Below are 16,263 nucleotides of genomic sequence, written 5' to 3'. Positions count from 1 at the left end.
TTTGTTGGCTGCGGAAGCTCACCCCAGTCACTTACTTATGTAAGCTCCTGGGGATTTGCCCCCTTGCCGCCTCGATGTAGCGCGAATGATTTCGCGTAACAACGTATTCAATAAACCTGATTCCCTAAAAAATAAGGGAAACCGTATTACTTGGTGATACGACCCTGTGCGTCTTTCAGCGCGGCATCGACGGTCTGACGGCCGCTGGCTGCGTTGATCACTGCGGTACGAACGGCGTACCAGAATGCTGACATCTGCGGGATGTTCGGCATGATTTCGCCTTTCTGGGCGTTATCCATGGTGGCCGCGATGCGTGGATCTTTTGCTAATTGATCCTGGAAGGATTTCAGCGCAACGGCACCCAGCGGTTTGTCCTTGTTCACTTCATCCAGACCCTGATCGGTCAGCAGGTAGTTTTCGAGGAACTCTTTTGCCAGTTCTTTGTTCGGGCTGGCGGCGTTAATACCGGCGCTCAGTACCCCAACAAACGGTTTAGACGCTTTGCCTTTGAAGGTTGGCAGCAGCGTGACGCCGTAGTTGATTTTGCTCTTGTCGATGTTCGACCATGCCCACGGACCGTTAATGGTCATCGCGGTATCGCCTTTGTTAAAGGCCGCTTCAGCGATGGAGTAGTCGGTATCCGCGTTCATGTGTTTGTTCTTGATGAGATCAACCAGGAAGGTCAAACCGGCTTTCGCGCCAGCGTTATCCACGCCGACGTCTTTCACATCGTACTTACCGTTTTCAAACTTGAATGCGTAACCACCGTCGGCAGCAATCAGCGGCCAGGTGAAGTACGGTTCTTGCAGGTTGAACATCAGTGCAGATTTACCTTTCGCCTTCAGCTCTTTATCCAGCGCCGGGATCTCTTCCCAGGTTTTTGGCGGGTTCGGCACGAGGTCTTTGTTATAAATCAGCGACAGCGCTTCAACCGCGATTGGGTAGGCAATCAGCTTGCCGTTATAGCGTACGGCATCCCAGGTGAACGGATAGAGTTTGTCCTGGAACGCTTTGTCCGGCGTGATTTCAGCCAGCAGGCCAGACTGTGCGTAACCACCAAAACGGTCATGCGCCCAGAAGATAATGTCCGGGCCATCACCGGTCGCAGCAACCTGCGGGAATTTTTCTTCCAGCTTGTCAGGGTGCTCAATGGTGACTTTGATACCCGTGTCTTTCTCGAATTTTTTGCCCACTTCAGCGAGGCCGTTGTAGCCTTTATCGCCGTTAATCCAGATAACCAGCTTACCTTCTTCAATCTTGGCGAGAGCCGAGGCGGAGAACATCATCGTCGTCAATGCGGACAATGCGAGGATGCGTGCGCCAGTTTTGATTTTCATAGTTCCCATCCTGTTTGGTGATTTTGCAGAGGTGGCTTAACGGTTACTAGTTTCTTTATACGACAACCTCTTTCCATCCTCCTTACCCCTACGCCCCACCCGCTCTTTATGTGATCTGTGTTACATAAATGTGAGTAATGCGTACTGGCGCACATAAAAACCCACTGATTTTTGCAGGCTGCATCACGAAATTCCTCTTAGGCAGGTAGCCAGGGTCTCAGACGCTGCTCTCTCATCCTCCCGCCTCCTCCCCCATAAAAAAGCTGGGGGGTGGAGGATTCACGCCGTTAAGGGATAACGCATAGTCAATCCATCAATGAATGTTGCTGTCGATGACAGGTTGTAACGAAGGGAGAAGGGCATGGCGAGCGTACAGCTGCGAAATGTAACGAAAGCCTGGGGTGACGTGGTGGTATCGAAAGATATCAATCTCGACATTCACGAAGGGGAATTCGTGGTGTTTGTCGGACCGTCAGGCTGTGGTAAGTCAACCTTGCTGCGTATGATCGCCGGACTTGAAACCATTACCAGTGGAGATTTGTTTATCGGGGAGACTCGGATGAACGACATTCCACCCGCTGAACGTGGTGTGGGGATGGTCTTCCAGTCCTATGCGCTGTATCCCCATTTGTCCGTCGCTGAAAACATGTCATTCGGCCTCAAACTCGCTGGTGCGAAAAAAGAGGTGATGAACCAGCGTGTTAATCAGGTCGCGGAAGTGCTGCAACTGGCCCATCTGCTGGAGCGCAAACCCAAAGCGCTCTCCGGTGGACAACGTCAGCGTGTGGCGATTGGCCGTACGTTGGTTGCAGAGCCGCGTGTCTTTCTGTTGGACGAACCGCTGTCAAACCTCGATGCCGCACTGCGCGTCCAGATGCGCATTGAAATCTCCCGCCTGCATAAGCGTCTTGGTCGCACGATGATTTACGTCACCCACGATCAGGTCGAAGCGATGACCCTGGCCGACAAAATTGTGGTGCTGGATGCCGGCCGCGTTGCGCAGGTCGGTAAACCCCTCGAGCTGTACCACTACCCGGCTGACCGCTTTGTTGCCGGGTTTATTGGTTCGCCAAAGATGAACTTCCTGCCGGTGAAAGTGACGGCAACGGCGATCGATCAGGTTCAGGTTGAGCTGCCTAACCGCCAGCAAATATGGCTACCAGTGGAAAGCCGCGCGGTGCAGGTCGGCGCCAATATGTCTTTAGGTATCCGCCCGGAACATCTGCTGCCCAGTGATATTGCTGATGTCACCCTCGAAGGTGAAGTACAGGTAGTCGAGCAGTTGGGTCACGAAACACAAATCCATATCCAGATCCCCGCCATCCGTCAGAACCTGGTTTACCGCCAGAACGACGTGGTGTTGGTAGAAGAGGGTGCCACATTCGCTATCGGCCTGCCGCCAGAGCGTTGCCATCTGTTCCGTGAGGATGGCACCGCATGTCGTCGGTTGCATCAGGAGCCGGGCGTTTAAGGTCCCCATAAAAAAACGAAACGCAAAACCATTCGTAGTTGCAGAAGGTGGCAGCGTTTAAAGAAAAGCAATGATCTCAGGAGATAGAACGATGATTACTCTGCGCAAACTCCCTCTGGCGGTTGCTGTGGCGGCAGGCATTATGTCTGTTCAGGCAATGGCTGTCGATTTCCATGGTTATGCTCGTTCCGGTATCGGCTGGACGGGCAGTGGCGGCGAACAACAGTGTTTCCAGGCAACCGGTGCCCAAAGTAAATACCGTCTCGGTAACGAATGCGAAACCTATGCTGAAATTAAGCTGGGCCAGGAAGTGTGGAAAGAAGGCGATAAGAGCTTCTATTTCGACACTAACGTTGCCTACTCTGTTGCACAGCAGAATGACTGGGAAGCGACCGATCCTGCTTTCCGTGAAGCCAACGTGCAGGGTAAAAACCTGATTGAATGGCTGCCAGGTTCCACCATCTGGGCCGGTAAACGTTTCTATCAGCGTCATGACGTCCATATGATCGACTTCTACTACTGGGATATTTCAGGTCCTGGCGCCGGTATTGAAAACATCGATCTGGGCTTCGGTAAACTGTCTCTGGCCGCAACCCGTTCTCAGGAAGCGGGCGGTTCTTACACCTTCAGTAGCCAGAATATCTACGACACATCCAAAGATACCGCGAACGACGTATTCGACATGCGTTTAGCGCAGATGGCCATTAACCCGGACGGCATGCTGGAACTGGGTGTTGACTACGGTCGTGCGAATAAAACTGACGGTTATAGCTACGCGGATAGCGCGTCTAAAGATGGCTGGATGTTCACTGCAGAACATACTCAGAGCATGCTGAAGGGCTATAACAAGTTCGTGGTTCAGTATGCAACTGACGCGATGACCACGCAGGGTAAAGGTGGCTCGCAGGGTACTTACGGTTCAACCTTCGATACCCAGGCAACACCAAATGATCCCGTTATCCATCATATAAACAACAACATCAATAACAACGGTAGCCTGGTGCGCGTACTTGACCACGGTGCTATCTCTCTGGGCGACAAGTGGGACCTGATGTACGTCGGTATGTATCAGAATATCGACATGGATAACGACCTGGGTACTGAATGGTACACCGTGGGTATTCGTCCGATGTACAAATGGACGCCAATCATGAGCACCCTGATGGAAGTCGGCTACGACAACGTCAAATCTCAACAGACTGGCGATCGCAACAGCCAATACAAAATCACCCTGGCGCAACAGTGGCAGGCAGGCGATAGCATCTGGTCTCGTCCGGCAATCCGCGTCTTTGCAACCTATGCCAAATGGGATGAAGAATGGGGCTACGTGAAAAACGGAGATTCGGTCTCTAAATATGCTGCTGCAACCAACTCAGGTATCAGCACAACCAGCCGTGGCGATAGCGACGAGTGGTCCTTCGGTGCCCAGATGGAAATCTGGTGGTAATCCAGCATTAACCTGACGTAATGACCTAAAGAGGGGCGTAAGCCCCTCTTACTTACGGTTTAGCGCGCTATTGCCTGGCCACCGCTGAACCCATGCTATCTGAGGTGATAACAATGAAAATGAAGAAAAGTCTCGTTGCCCTTTGTTTATCGGCAGGGTTATTTGCCAGCGTTCCTGGAATCAGCCTGGCCGATGTGAATATCGTTCCGCAGGACACCGCCGCTGCACCGTCGATTCCGACGGCTGCATTGCAACAGCTGGCCTGGACGCCAGTCGACCAATCGAAAACCCAGTCAACCCCGTTGGCGACAGCGGGACAGCGTCTGGACATTGCCGGTATTAGCGGCCCGGTTGCCGCCTATAGCGTACCGGCCAACATTGGGGAACTGACCCTGACGCTGAGCAGTGAAGTTAACAAACAAACCAGCGTATTTGCGCCAAACGTTTTAATTCTTGATCAGAACATGACGCCATCTGCGTTCTTCCCCAGCAGTTACTTTACCTACCAGGCACCGGGTGTAATGAGTGCGGATCGCCTGGAAGGGGTGATGCGTCTGACGCCTGCACTGGGACAGCAGAAGCTTTATGTTCTGGTCTTTACTACTGATAAAGATCTCCAACAGACCACCACGCTGCTTGACCCGGCGAAAGCGTATGCCAAGGGCGTGGGCAACGCTGTTCCGGATATTCCGGACCCGATTGCCCGCCATACTACCGATGGTCTGGTGAAACTGCAGGTGAAAACCAACAGCACCTCCAGCGTGCTGGTTGGGCCGTTATTTGGTTCCTCTGGCCCGGGGCCGGTGACGGTGGGTAATACCGCAGCGCCTGCGGTGGCTTATGCGGCTCCGGCAGCCGCGGTAGCCGCGCCGGCACCACAACCCGTGAAGAAAAGTGAACCGGTGCTGAATGACACTGAGAACTATTTTAACCAGGCGATTAAGGATGCCGTGGCGAAAGGTGATGTTGATAAAGCGCTGAAGCTGCTTGATGAAGCTGAACGTCTGGGATCCAAATCTGCCCGTTCCACCTTTATCAGCAGTGTAAAAGGCAAGGGGTAACCATCTCCCCACATTGTTGATTTTGCAACAACTGGTGCGTCTCCTGGCGCACCTTTTTTTATCCTTCGATGCTACTTGTTACACTTATGTTGCCCTACCGATCACTTAATCGTGTTTGCTCACCCCGCAAAGCCTTTTCTGCGATACAATGCCCTCAGGTTATGAATCGGAGAGTAAGGCATGCCACACCCCGCGTTAACGCAACTGCGTGCTCTGCGTTATTTTGATGCGATCCCGTCGCTTGACCCTCAATTGCTCGACTGGTTGTTACTGGAAGATTCCATGACCAAACGTTTTGAGCAGCAGGGAAAACAGGTCACCGTAACATTGATCCGAGAAGGATTCGTTGGGCAAAATGAGGTCACTGAAGAGTTGACGCTGTTGCCGGCAGAATCCCGCTATTGGTTGCGGGAAATCCTGTTATGCGCGGATGGTGAGCCGTGGCTTGCCGGTCGGACTGTCGTGCCGGAATCCACCTTGTGCGGCCCCGAACTGGCTTTACAAAATCTGGGGAAAACCCCGCTCGGGCGCTATCTGTTTACATCATCGACATTGACCCGCGATTTTATTGAGATTGGCCGCGATGCAGCGCTGTGGGGACGCCGTTCCCGCCTGCGGCTGAGCGGTAAGCCGCTGATGCTTACCGAGCTTTTTTTGCCTGCATCGCCGTTGTACTGAGAGGAAGATAAAGATGGAGTGGAGTCTGACGCAGAATAAGCTGCTGGCTTTTCACCGCTTGATGCGTACGGATAAGCCAATTGGCGCCTTACTGCTGCTCTGGCCGACGCTGTGGGCGCTGTGGGTAGCGACCCCTGGCGTACCGCAATTGTGGATACTGGCGGTGTTTGTCGCCGGTGTGTGGCTGATGCGCGCTGCCGGATGCGTGGTGAATGATTATGCCGACAGGAAATTTGACGGACACGTCAAACGCACCGCAAACCGACCGCTGCCGAGCGGTGCAGTCACGGAGAAAGAGGCCCGAACGCTGTTTGTTGTGCTGGTGTTGCTCGCCTTCCTGCTGGTTCTGACTCTTAACACGATGACGATTTTGTTGTCCGTTGCGGCGTTAGCACTGGCGTGGGTTTATCCCTTCATGAAACGCTATACGCACCTGCCGCAGGTGGTGCTGGGGGCGGCGTTTGGCTGGTCTATTCCCATGGCGTTCGCCGCCGTCAGTGAATCTGTACCGCTGAGCTGCTGGCTGATGTTCCTCGCCAACATTCTCTGGGCGGTGGCGTATGACACTCAGTATGCGATGGTTGACCGTGATGACGATCTGAAGATTGGCATTAAATCGACCGCCATTCTGTTCGGTCAGAACGATAAGCTGATTATTGGCATTCTGCAGGTCGGTGTTTTGGCGCTGATGGCGACGGTGGGCTGGTTAAACGGGTTGGGGCTGGGCTATTACTGGTCACTGCTGGTGGCGGGCGCGCTGTTTGTGTATCAGCAGAAACTGATTGTCGATCGTGAACGGGATGCCTGCTTTAAAGCGTTTATGAACAATAACTATGTGGGGTTGGTGCTGTTCTTAGGGCTGGCGATGAGCTACTGGCACCTTTGAGTTTGGCTTAGCCCGCAAAATAAAAACCGGTCATTTCGACCGGTTTTTTTATGCTTACTCGCCCTGCGTTGCGCTTTCGATGGTCAGACGCACATCGGATGTGACCAGCTCGGCCAGCATCTGATAAATCTTCATCGTTTCTTCCGGTTCGGCATCACCGGTATCGCTGATGTAGCCCTCGTCACGCAGCGTCAGCACCAGGGAGCTGAACACGGCTTTATCGAAGAACTCAGGCGCGTTGATACCGTGCAGCACGGAAAGACGTTGCGCCACGGTGCGGCTCTCTTTCTCCAGTGTGCTGCGGTTGATGGACGGGTTCGCACTCAGCAGCCAGAAGGTAATGGCATAGCGCTGTAGCGTTTCACGCGCGCCCGCAGCCAACAGCTGAAGCGTGCGAGAGTGAACCGGGTTGATATGCAGCTCATCGTTCTGCAGGGTTATCAGACCCTGACGCTGCATTTCGCTGGCCAGCTCATCAATCACGCCGGCAAGCTCATTGCGCTCCCAACGCAGGAACAGCTCTGCTTTCAGCATCGGGTACAGCGCTTCAATATGCTGCTGCAATGCGGCGCGTGAAATCCGGCGGTGCTGAGTCACAATCGCGGCCATCAACGAAGGCAGAACCAGCATGTGCGCAATGTTGTTGCGGTAGTAGGTCATCAGTACCGCCTGCTCGCGCGGCAGAATGATGATGTCACCGATGGTGTCTTTCTCAACCTCAAACTTGTTCATTTGCAAGGCGTGGTCGATCAGTTCACTGGCGCTTTGTGTCGGCACTGTCGTATCCGAAGCATACGGCACATTGCGTAACAGGCTCAGGTAGCAATCGAGCTGTTCGGTTAGCTGCTCGCGCGTCAGAGAACGCTGACGGGAAGCCAGTAACGCGGTACAACACAGGTTCATCGCGTTGGCCGCGCCCGCGTTGTTAATGCGTACCATCAGATCGGCAGCAATGTTATTCACCGTCGGCGTCAGCCAGGCCGGGCGAATAGACTCGATAGGATCGATAGATTCGCGCCACTCCGGTACATGCTGATTCAGGTAGGTCATCAATGGCATAGGTTCGCCAAAGTTAACGTAGCCCTGGCCCAGGTTACGCAGCTTGCTCAAACCGCGTAGCATTTGCGGCAGGCTTTCTTTCTCTTTGGTCGCCCCACGCAGCTCTTTGGCGTAAGTCCCCACTTCCATCACGTGCTCGTAGCCGATGTAAATCGGAACGAGGGTAATCGGACGCGTACCGCCGCGCAGCATCGCCTGAATGGTCATCGACAGCGTGCCGGTTTTCGGGTCGAGCAGACGACCGGTACGTGAGCGACCACCTTCAACAAAGTATTCAACCGAGTAACCACGGCTGAACAACTCGCCCAGATATTCGCGGAATACGGTGGAATAGAGCTTATTGCCTTTAAACGTACGACGAATAAAGAACGCGCCCAGACGGCGGAAAATCGGACCTGCCGGCCAGAAGTTCAGGTTGATCCCTGCCGCGATATGCGGTGGAACCAGCCCCTGATGGTACAGAACATACGACAGCAGCATGTAGTCCATATGGCTGCGGTGGCACGGCACATAGACGATTTCATGCCCGTCGTGCGCCAGTTGGCGTACGCGCTCGGCATTGTGAACGTTAATCCCCTGGTACAGTCGGTTCCAGGTAAAGCCCAGAATACGGTCCGTCAGGCGGATCATCTCATAGGAGAAATTCGCGGCAATCTCTTCCATCAATGCGATAGCGTTTTGCTGCGCTTTTTCATGGGAGATTTTTTTGCTGCGTGCTTCATCTTCCACCGCGCGTGCGATGGCTTTTGAGGCCAGTAGTTTATTAAACAGATCCTGGCGGGCAGGGAGGCGAGGGCCAACCGCGGCTAAGCGCTGGCGGGCAAAGTGCATACGCGCCACGCGTGCCAGTTTCTGTGCGATGGTTTTATCTGTGCCGTGTTCGTCTGCCATGCGGCGCAGGGAGACGGAAGGTGAGAAGCGGACAAAACTGTCGCGTCCCAGCCAGGAGACGGCAAAGAATTTCTGTACGCCATTCAGCATGCGCAGTGGCGGATTGACTTCGCCTTTCTCGCGCCCTGGAGCACGGCCAAACATCACCGATACCGGCACCATCTGCACATCCAAATCGGGGTTGCTGCGATGCAGATCGAGATAGTTATGGAACAGCTTGATAGACTCTTCTTTTGGCGTGTAATAGGTGAATACACGCGGGCCGCCGTGTATAAACACGTAGCGCGGCAGCAAAGTCCCGTCTATCTCCAGCGGTTCCAGGGGATCGGGGAGGTCGTGCACCAGACATTGGGCACGCAGTGTCAGCAAGTCAGCTTTTGAGTTGTACGGTAAGACGTACATAATGGGACGAGAGGTATCGAGTCCCAATTCCGGGGCGGGTTCCGCCGGGATAGACTTGCTTTTTACCAGGATGCTTAATGGTAAATTCAGTAATTTGTAGTAAATTCGTGGCCAGCCGGACATAAACGATGTAAAGCCTCTGGTTAATAATGCAAATGCGCTGCAAGGATATCAGAAAGTTTAGTGAATTTCTGTGGTATCCCGTCATACTTCGCGCAGCTTTGCTTATGCCCTGAAACAAACAGGGTAATGAGACAATAATACTCACGCTAATAATGTAAAAAGGTTCTTTTGATGGCCAATAATACCACTGGATTCACTCGGATTATCAAAGCAGCAGGCTATTCCTGGCAAGGTTTCCGCGCCGCATGGATCAATGAGGCGGCATTCCGTCAGGAAAGCGTTGCCGTACTGTTGGGGGTGGCAATTGCCTGCTGGCTGGACGTGGACGCGATTACCCGCGTACTGCTGATTGGTTCGGTGATGCTGGTGATGATCGTTGAAATTCTGAATAGCGCCATTGAGGCGGTCGTCGACCGAATTGGTTCTGAGTACCACGAGCTTTCTGGCCGGGCGAAAGATATGGGATCGGCTGCAGTATTGCTGTCTATTTTTGTCGCTCTGATCACCTGGGGCATCCTGTTGTGGTCGCATTTGCGATAAAGATTCCACAACTTCATAAATCTCCTGTTTTTTGTGCAGTTTGCGGTTCCAAATTCGCCTTTAGCTGTATATACTCACAGCATAACTGTATATACACCCAGGGGGCGGAATGAAAGCGTTAACGGCCAGGCAGCAAGAGGTGTTTGATCTCATTAGGGATCACATCAGCCAGACAGGTATGCCACCGACGCGTGCGGAGATCGCGCAGCGTTTGGGGTTCCGTTCCCCAAACGCGGCTGAAGAACACCTGAAAGCGCTGGCGCGGAAAGGTGTGCTGGAAATCGTTTCTGGCGCATCACGTGGTATTCGCCTGCTGCAGGAAGAAGAGGAAGGTTTACCACTTGTTGGTCGTGTCGCGGCCGGTGAGCCACTTCTGGCACAGCAGCACATCGAAGGCCACTACCAGGTTGACCCATCACTGTTCAAACCGAACGCCGATTTTCTGCTGCGCGTCAGTGGTATGTCGATGAAAGATATCGGGATTATGGATGGCGATTTACTGGCTGTGCATAAAACGCAGGACGTACGTAACGGCCAGGTCGTTGTTGCCCGCATTGATGATGAAGTTACGGTTAAGCGCCTGAAAAAGCAGGGCAACAAGGTTGAACTTCTGCCAGAAAACAGCGAGTTTAAGCCAATTATTGTTGATCTGCGTGAGCAAAGCTTCACTATTGAAGGGTTGGCTGTCGGCGTGATTCGTAACGGTGAATGGCTGTAATGATCTGCTGATTTCCTGTAGGCCGGAAAGGGCGTTTACGCCGCTCTCCGGCAAATTACCCGATGACGCTACGTCTATCGGGCCTACAAAAACGCGTTAATTTCTTTTCAGGCTCCTTTCCATGCCTTTCTTTACCTCTTCTGATAAAGCACTTTGGCACCTTGCCTTACCGATGATTTTCTCCAACATCACTGTTCCGCTGCTTGGACTGGTGGATACGGCGGTGATTGGTCATCTGGATAGCCCGGTCTACCTTGGTGGCGTTGCTGTTGGCGCAACAGCGACCAGTTTTCTCTTTATGCTGTTGCTGTTTTTACGCATGAGTACCACCGGTCTGACGGCCCAGGCGTTCGGCGCGAAAAATCCGCAGGCACTGGCGCGCGCGCTGGTTCAGCCGCTGATGCTGGCGTTGGGTGCCGGATTGCTTATTGCACTGTTTCGCGCACCGATTATCAGCCTGGCGTTGCATATCGTGGGAGGTAGCGAAGCGGTGCTGGAGCAGGCCCGAAGGTTCCTGGAAATCCGCTGGCTTAGCGCACCCGCCTCACTGGCCAATCTGGTGCTGCTTGGCTGGCTGCTTGGCGTCCAGTATGCACGTGCGCCGGTGATCCTGCTGATTGTCGGCAATGTGCTTAACATCGTGCTCGATTTGTGGCTGGTGATGGGCCTGCATATGAACGTGCAGGGCGCGGCACTGGCGACGGTGATTGCCGAATATGCCACTTTGCTGATCGGCCTGATGATGGTACGTAAAGTCCTGCATATGCGCGGAATTTCGCTGGCAATGCTGAAGCAGGCGTGGCGTGGCAACTTCCGCCGTTTACTGGCGCTTAACCGCGACATCATGCTGCGCTCGCTGCTGCTGCAACTCTGTTTTGGCGCTATCACGGTGCTGGGCGCGCGTCTGGGGGGCGATATCATTGCGGTTAATGCCGTTCTGATGACCTTGCTGACGTTCACCGCCTACGCGCTGGACGGATTTGCCTATGCTGTAGAAGCGCACTCTGGCCAGGCCTATGGGGCACGCGATGGTAGCCAGTTGCTGGATGTCTGGCGGGCAGCTTGCCGACAGTCGGGTATCGTGGCGATCCTGTTTTCCCTGGTCTATGCCCTGTTCGGCGAGCAGATTGTGGCGCTGCTGACCTCGCTGCCGCAAATCCAACTGCTGGCCGATCGCTATCTCATCTGGCAGGTGATTTTACCGCTGGTGGGCGTCTGGTGTTATCTGCTCGACGGGATGTTTATTGGCGCAACGCGTGCCGCGGAAATGCGTAACAGCATGGCCGTTGCGGCTGCTGGTTTTGCGTTAACGCTACTGGCTTTACCGTGGCTTGGAAACCACGGCTTGTGGCTGGCGTTAACCGTTTTTCTCGCGCTGCGCGGGCTTTCACTGGCCTTCATCTGGCGACGTCACTGGCGTAATGGCACCTGGTTTGCCTGATGCCTATGGTTAAAAATTCTGAATAGTAAATAAAACCCAGAATCCCTGACTACACTTATTATCACGCCCAGCAAAAACAGCATGTATCCGGGCGCAGCACTCTCGCTATTCACAACCTAACGATGAGGACTTGATGATGAATAAAGACGAAGTCAGCGGTAACTGGAAACAGTTCAAAGGTAAAGTGAAAGAGCAATGGGGCAAACTGACCGATGATGATATGACGGTCATTGAAGGTAAACGCGACCAGCTGGTAGGTAAAGTCCAGGAACGATACGGGTACGCGAAAGATCAGGCGGAGAAAGAAGTTAAAGATTGGGAAAAACGCAACGATTACCGCTGGTAATTAACCCCTCCCTCCTGAGAGTACAAGGACGTACGCTCTTTTATTTACCGCCCGACTTTCTTCTTCACCTGAATGGTATGGTCATGCTGACAATCGCCTGGATGGCGGCATGATTCCACTTCCACACACGCCGGACACAGGCCGTGGGCTTCAATTACGTTATGGCGCAGAGCAAATCCCATTTTAGCTGCCAGCGTATGCATAATATCTTCCACACCTTCCGCACACTCCTCTTTTACCACGCCACAGCGGTCACAAATAAACATTGCCGAGCTATGGGTTGGCTGATCGAACAGATGACAGAGCACATAGCTGTTGGTGGACTCCACTTTGTGCACAAAACCTTGTTCAAGCAGAAAATCGAGCGCACGATACACGGTAGGAGGTTTGGCCTGCGGCTCGGTTTCCCGCAGCAGATCAAGCAGATCATAGGCGCTGATCGCACCTTCCTGCAGGCTCATCAGGCGCAGCACTTCGAGGCGTTGTGGCGTTAGTCGCACGTTACGTTGCACACAGAGTTTTTCAGCTTGAGCCAATAACTCCTGCGTGGTGGTTTTGTCCATTTGGCGCCTCGATTTGTGTGGAAGGTTAATCCCTTACTTTATCATGTTCTGCTTAAAACGCCGAGATCCACCGCTGTGTGCTATACCTGACGCATCGCAACACTGGAAAATTAACATGAAAAGACCCGATTGTATTCGCCACTGGCGTGAAGTTGAGGGGCCTGATGACGCCACCTATCCAGGCAGCGATGAGCTTTTTTCTATTGGCGCGCCGCTGGCCCGCAGGTTGGGGTTAGGGCGACTAGGTATTCATCACGAACGCCTGCCGCCGGGGCGTCGTACTTCTTATCCACACGCAGAAAGCGATGAAGAAGAGTTCATCTACGTGCTGGAAGGCTACCCGGAAGCCTGGATAAATGGTTACTTATGGAAGCTGGAACCCGGCGATAGCGTCGGTTTTCCGGCAGGAACCGGCGTGTGCCACACTTTTATCAACAACACCAGTGACGAGGTGCGGCTGCTGGTCGTCGGTGAGGCGAACAAGAAGCATAACCGCATCTACTATCCGCTCAATCCGGTCTATGCGGTCACGCGTGAGGATCGCTGGGTTGACCATCCTCCACAGTTTTTTGGTCCACACGACGGAAAACCTGGGCGGAAATGACGATCCACGCGGACGAAGGGCGCTATCCACGATGATGTGGCTCACTATCGCAACGGTCTATGCTATAGTAGCGCCCCTTTTTTAACCGGATGCTTGAATATTCGCCATGCTGCCTGAATCTCAGTCTACCGCTTTTCCCGCTCATCGTTTTTCTATCGCGCCGATGCTCGACTGGACGGACAGACACTGCCGCTACTTTTTGCGCCTGTTGTCCCGCCAGACCTTGCTCTATACGGAGATGGTGACCACCGGGGCAATTATTCATGGCAAAGGCGATTACCTGGCATATAGCGAAGAAGAACATCCGGTTGCACTTCAGCTAGGTGGGAGCGATCCGGCCGCGCTGGCGCAGTGCGCAAAGCTCGCTGAAGCACGAGGCTATGACGAGATTAACCTCAACGTCGGCTGCCCTTCCGATCGCGTACAAAACGGGATGTTTGGCGCTTGCCTGATGGGGAATGCGCAACTGGTCGCCGATTGCGTGAAGGCGATGCGCGATGTGGTGTCGATTCCGGTGACGGTCAAAACGCGTATCGGTATCGATGATCAGGACAGCTACGCATTCCTGTGTGACTTCATCAATACGGTTTCCGGTAAAGGTGAGTGTGAGATGTTTATCATCCACGCCCGTAAGGCCTGGCTGTCCGGGCTAAGCCCGAAAGAAAACCGTGAGATCCCGCCGCTGGATTATGACCGTGTTTATCAGTTGAAGCGTGATTTCCCGCACCTGACGATGTCGATAAACGGTGGAATTAAATCACTGGAAGAAGCAAAAATGCATCTGCAATATATGGACGGCGTAATGGTAGGTCGGGAAGCCTATCAAAACCCGGGTATTCTGGCATCGGTCGACCGTGAAATTTTTGCTGCGACCACCGACGATGCCGATCCGGTTGCCGTGGTGCGCGCCATGTATCCCTATATTGAGCGGGAGCTGAGTCAGGGGACGTATCTGGGGCATGTGACCCGCCATATGCTCGGGTTGTTCCAGGGAATTCCAGGCGCACGCCAGTGGCGTCGTTATCTGAGTGAAAATGCGCATAAAGCCGGGGCCGATATTAACGTTCTGGAACATGCGCTGAAACTGGTCGCAGATAAGCGTTAAGTTCTCACCAAAAGTTAGTCAATTTCACCACGCCCTGCGTTTTATCGCGGGGCGTTTTCGTTATAAATCAAGGCATTAATTTTGGCATGTTTCTTGTAATGCAATGGAGAGAATTTCATTTCGGGAGAGCGTCATGCTGGAACTACTTTTTGTGATTGGCTTTTTTATCATGCTGATGGTCACTGGCATATCACTGTTGGGCATCCTCGCCGCGCTGATGGTGGCGACGGCAGTGATGTTCCTCGGTGGGATGTTTGCGTTGATGATTAAACTGCTTCCCTGGCTGCTACTGGCCGTCGCCGTGGTGTGGGTGATTAAGGCGATAAAAGCGCCAAAAGTCCCACAGTATCAGCGCAATAACCGCCGCTTTTACTAAGGTATTGAGCGGTACGTCACAACCTGCAACATTGCCTTTAGAACCAAATAGGAATTGATTATCAAATCTGTCACTATTGCGTGGTTAACGAATTCATCGAGCTGTACCCTACATACAGCCGAACTAAAAAAGAAAGGGCTTCCTGCGGGAAGCCCTAATTCTTTCTTTCCCCGTCATAATTCAAACCGCAGGTGTGTTGGCTGCTTGAATTATTTAAGAGGGAAGTCTCACGGGATCAGCAAACTCGATCCTTGCGTGGCCCGGCTTTCCAGCACTTCATGAGCACGCTGCGCGTCGTGCAGCGCGAATGTCTGACCAGGCGCGACATCCACTTTAATCACCCCACTGGCAATCAATGAGAAAAGCTCATTGCTGGCTTCGGTTAATTCGTGGCGGTTGGTGATGTAACCCTGCAGAGAAGGGCGCGTGACATACAGCGAGCCTTTCTGATTCAGAATCCCTAAGTTAACGCCGGTTACCGGCCCGGAGGCGTTGCCAAAGCTGACCATCAATCCCCGGCGTTGCAGGCAATCCAGTGAGGCTTCCCAGGTATCTTTCCCCACCGAGTCGTATACCACCCGTACTTTTTTACCACCGGTGATTTCCTTAACCCGTTCGACGATACTTTCTTCACGGTAGTTAATCACTTGCCATGCACCGGCCTGCTGCGCTATTTGCGCCTTCTGCGCATTGCCGACAGTACCAATCAGCTTCGCTCCCAGCGCTTTTGCCCACTGGCAGGCAATCAGCCCAACGCCACCCGCTGCTGCATGGAACAAGAAGGGCTCGTCGGGCTGGATTTCATAGGTTTTACGTAACAGATAAAAAACCGTTAAGCCTTTCAGAAATGAGGCCGCTGCCTGCTCAAAAGAGATGGCATTAGGCAGAATGGCGGCTTTATCGGCTGGCACGTTGTGCACTGAGCTGTACGCGCCAAGTGTTGACTGGGCATACACCACACGATCGCCGGCTTTAATGTGCGTCACTTTGCTGCCGACTTTGCTGACCACGCCTGCGGCCTCTGTGCCCAGACCACTGGGTAACGAGGGAGGCGGATAAAGTCCACTGCGGATGTAGGTGTCGATGTAGTTGATGCCAATCGCTTTGTTCTCGACCTGGATTTCATGTTCCGCCGGGTCAACGGGCGTAAACTCCACAGCCTTCAGTACATCAGGGCCGCCGTGCTTGTGAAATTCAATACGTGTTGCCATGCTT

16 protein-coding genes are annotated in these 16,263 nt (G+C 53.3%); 12 read left to right on the top strand and 4 right to left on the bottom strand.

Annotated elements, in window-relative coordinates; translation table 11 throughout:
- Positions 1-146: 146 nt before the first annotated feature.
- Positions 147-1,337: a maltose/maltodextrin ABC transporter substrate-binding protein MalE gene (malE, locus tag RYZ59_RS17420; RefSeq protein ID WP_003031680.1), complete on the bottom strand. Its 1,191-nt coding sequence runs from the start codon at positions 1,335-1,337 to the stop codon at positions 147-149.
- Between the two features lie 361 nt (positions 1,338-1,698).
- On the opposite strand from malE, the gene malK reads away from it, so the two are divergent.
- From malK to ubiA, 5 genes are all read left to right on the top strand, one after another.
- Positions 1,699-2,808 (top strand): maltose/maltodextrin ABC transporter ATP-binding protein MalK, encoded by a 1,110-nt coding sequence (gene malK, locus RYZ59_RS17415; RefSeq protein WP_005132674.1) that lies wholly within the window; start codon positions 1,699-1,701, stop codon positions 2,806-2,808.
- 91 nt (positions 2,809-2,899) lie between these two features.
- Positions 2,900-4,255 (top strand): maltoporin, encoded by a 1,356-nt coding sequence (locus tag RYZ59_RS17410; RefSeq protein ID WP_137381188.1) that lies wholly within the window; start codon positions 2,900-2,902, stop codon positions 4,253-4,255.
- 113 nt (positions 4,256-4,368) lie between these two features.
- Positions 4,369-5,316, top strand: coding sequence for a maltose operon protein MalM (malM, locus tag RYZ59_RS17405; protein ID WP_202037176.1), 948 nt, complete (start codon positions 4,369-4,371; stop codon positions 5,314-5,316).
- A gap of 180 nt (positions 5,317-5,496) precedes the next feature.
- A complete protein-coding gene (gene ubiC, locus RYZ59_RS17400; protein WP_005132668.1) occupies positions 5,497-5,994 on the top strand; it encodes a chorismate lyase in 498 nt (165 codons plus the stop codon).
- A gap of 13 nt (positions 5,995-6,007) precedes the next feature.
- Positions 6,008-6,880, top strand: coding sequence for a 4-hydroxybenzoate octaprenyltransferase (gene ubiA, locus RYZ59_RS17395; protein WP_137381186.1), 873 nt, complete (start codon positions 6,008-6,010; stop codon positions 6,878-6,880).
- A 54-nt stretch (positions 6,881-6,934) separates the two neighbouring features.
- On the opposite strand, the gene plsB is transcribed toward ubiA, so the two are convergent.
- Complete coding sequence (gene plsB, locus RYZ59_RS17390; RefSeq protein WP_318049749.1) at positions 6,935-9,355, bottom strand: glycerol-3-phosphate 1-O-acyltransferase PlsB; 2,421 nt, start codon at positions 9,353-9,355, stop codon at positions 6,935-6,937.
- 171 nt (positions 9,356-9,526) lie between these two features.
- Between plsB and RYZ59_RS17385 the strand changes: the two genes are divergently transcribed.
- The 4 genes from RYZ59_RS17385 (at position 9,527) to RYZ59_RS17370 (ending at position 12,400) form a co-directional block, all read left to right on the top strand.
- Entirely contained in the window at positions 9,527-9,895 is a 369-nt protein-coding gene (locus RYZ59_RS17385) for a diacylglycerol kinase (protein ID WP_005132664.1), read from the top strand.
- 109 nt (positions 9,896-10,004) lie between these two features.
- Positions 10,005-10,613 carry a transcriptional repressor LexA gene (gene lexA, locus RYZ59_RS17380; protein ID WP_103777801.1) on the top strand — a complete coding sequence of 203 codons (609 nt, stop codon included), beginning with the start codon at positions 10,005-10,007 and terminating at the stop codon, positions 10,611-10,613.
- Between the two features lie 121 nt (positions 10,614-10,734).
- Positions 10,735-12,054 carry an MATE family efflux transporter DinF gene (gene dinF, locus RYZ59_RS17375; RefSeq protein ID WP_202037174.1) on the top strand — a complete coding sequence of 440 codons (1,320 nt, stop codon included), beginning with the start codon at positions 10,735-10,737 and terminating at the stop codon, positions 12,052-12,054.
- A 136-nt stretch (positions 12,055-12,190) separates the two neighbouring features.
- On the top strand, positions 12,191-12,400 hold the full coding sequence (locus RYZ59_RS17370; RefSeq protein WP_005132658.1) for a CsbD family protein: 210 nt from the start codon (positions 12,191-12,193) through the stop codon (positions 12,398-12,400).
- Positions 12,401-12,444: 44 nt separating this feature from the next.
- On the opposite strand, the gene zur is transcribed toward RYZ59_RS17370, so the two are convergent.
- On the bottom strand, positions 12,445-12,963 hold the full coding sequence (gene zur, locus RYZ59_RS17365) for a zinc uptake transcriptional repressor Zur (protein ID WP_137381183.1): 519 nt from the start codon (positions 12,961-12,963) through the stop codon (positions 12,445-12,447).
- 115 nt (positions 12,964-13,078) lie between these two features.
- On the opposite strand from zur, the gene RYZ59_RS17360 reads away from it, so the two are divergent.
- The 3 genes from RYZ59_RS17360 (at position 13,079) to pspG (ending at position 15,048) form a co-directional block, all read left to right on the top strand.
- The gene (locus tag RYZ59_RS17360; protein WP_202037173.1) at positions 13,079-13,567 is read left to right on the top strand and encodes a cupin domain-containing protein; all 489 of its coding nucleotides are present in this window, start codon (positions 13,079-13,081) and stop codon (positions 13,565-13,567) included.
- A 106-nt stretch (positions 13,568-13,673) separates the two neighbouring features.
- The gene (dusA, locus tag RYZ59_RS17355; protein ID WP_318049744.1) at positions 13,674-14,672 is read left to right on the top strand and encodes a tRNA dihydrouridine(20/20a) synthase DusA; all 999 of its coding nucleotides are present in this window, start codon (positions 13,674-13,676) and stop codon (positions 14,670-14,672) included.
- Positions 14,673-14,805: 133 nt separating this feature from the next.
- Entirely contained in the window at positions 14,806-15,048 is a 243-nt protein-coding gene (pspG, locus tag RYZ59_RS17350; RefSeq protein WP_048213926.1) for an envelope stress response protein PspG, read from the top strand.
- 227 nt (positions 15,049-15,275) lie between these two features.
- On the opposite strand, the gene RYZ59_RS17345 is transcribed toward pspG, so the two are convergent.
- On the bottom strand, positions 15,276-16,259 hold the full coding sequence (locus tag RYZ59_RS17345; RefSeq protein WP_318049741.1) for a quinone oxidoreductase: 984 nt from the start codon (positions 16,257-16,259) through the stop codon (positions 15,276-15,278).
- Between the last annotated feature and the right edge of the window lie 4 nt (positions 16,260-16,263).

Source organism: Citrobacter sp. HN-141 (assembly GCF_033341895.1).
Lineage (GTDB): Bacteria > Pseudomonadota > Gammaproteobacteria > Enterobacterales > Enterobacteriaceae > Citrobacter.
The sequence above is the reverse complement of the archived record's forward strand: the minus strand, read 5'-3'. Positions and strand labels throughout refer to the sequence as shown.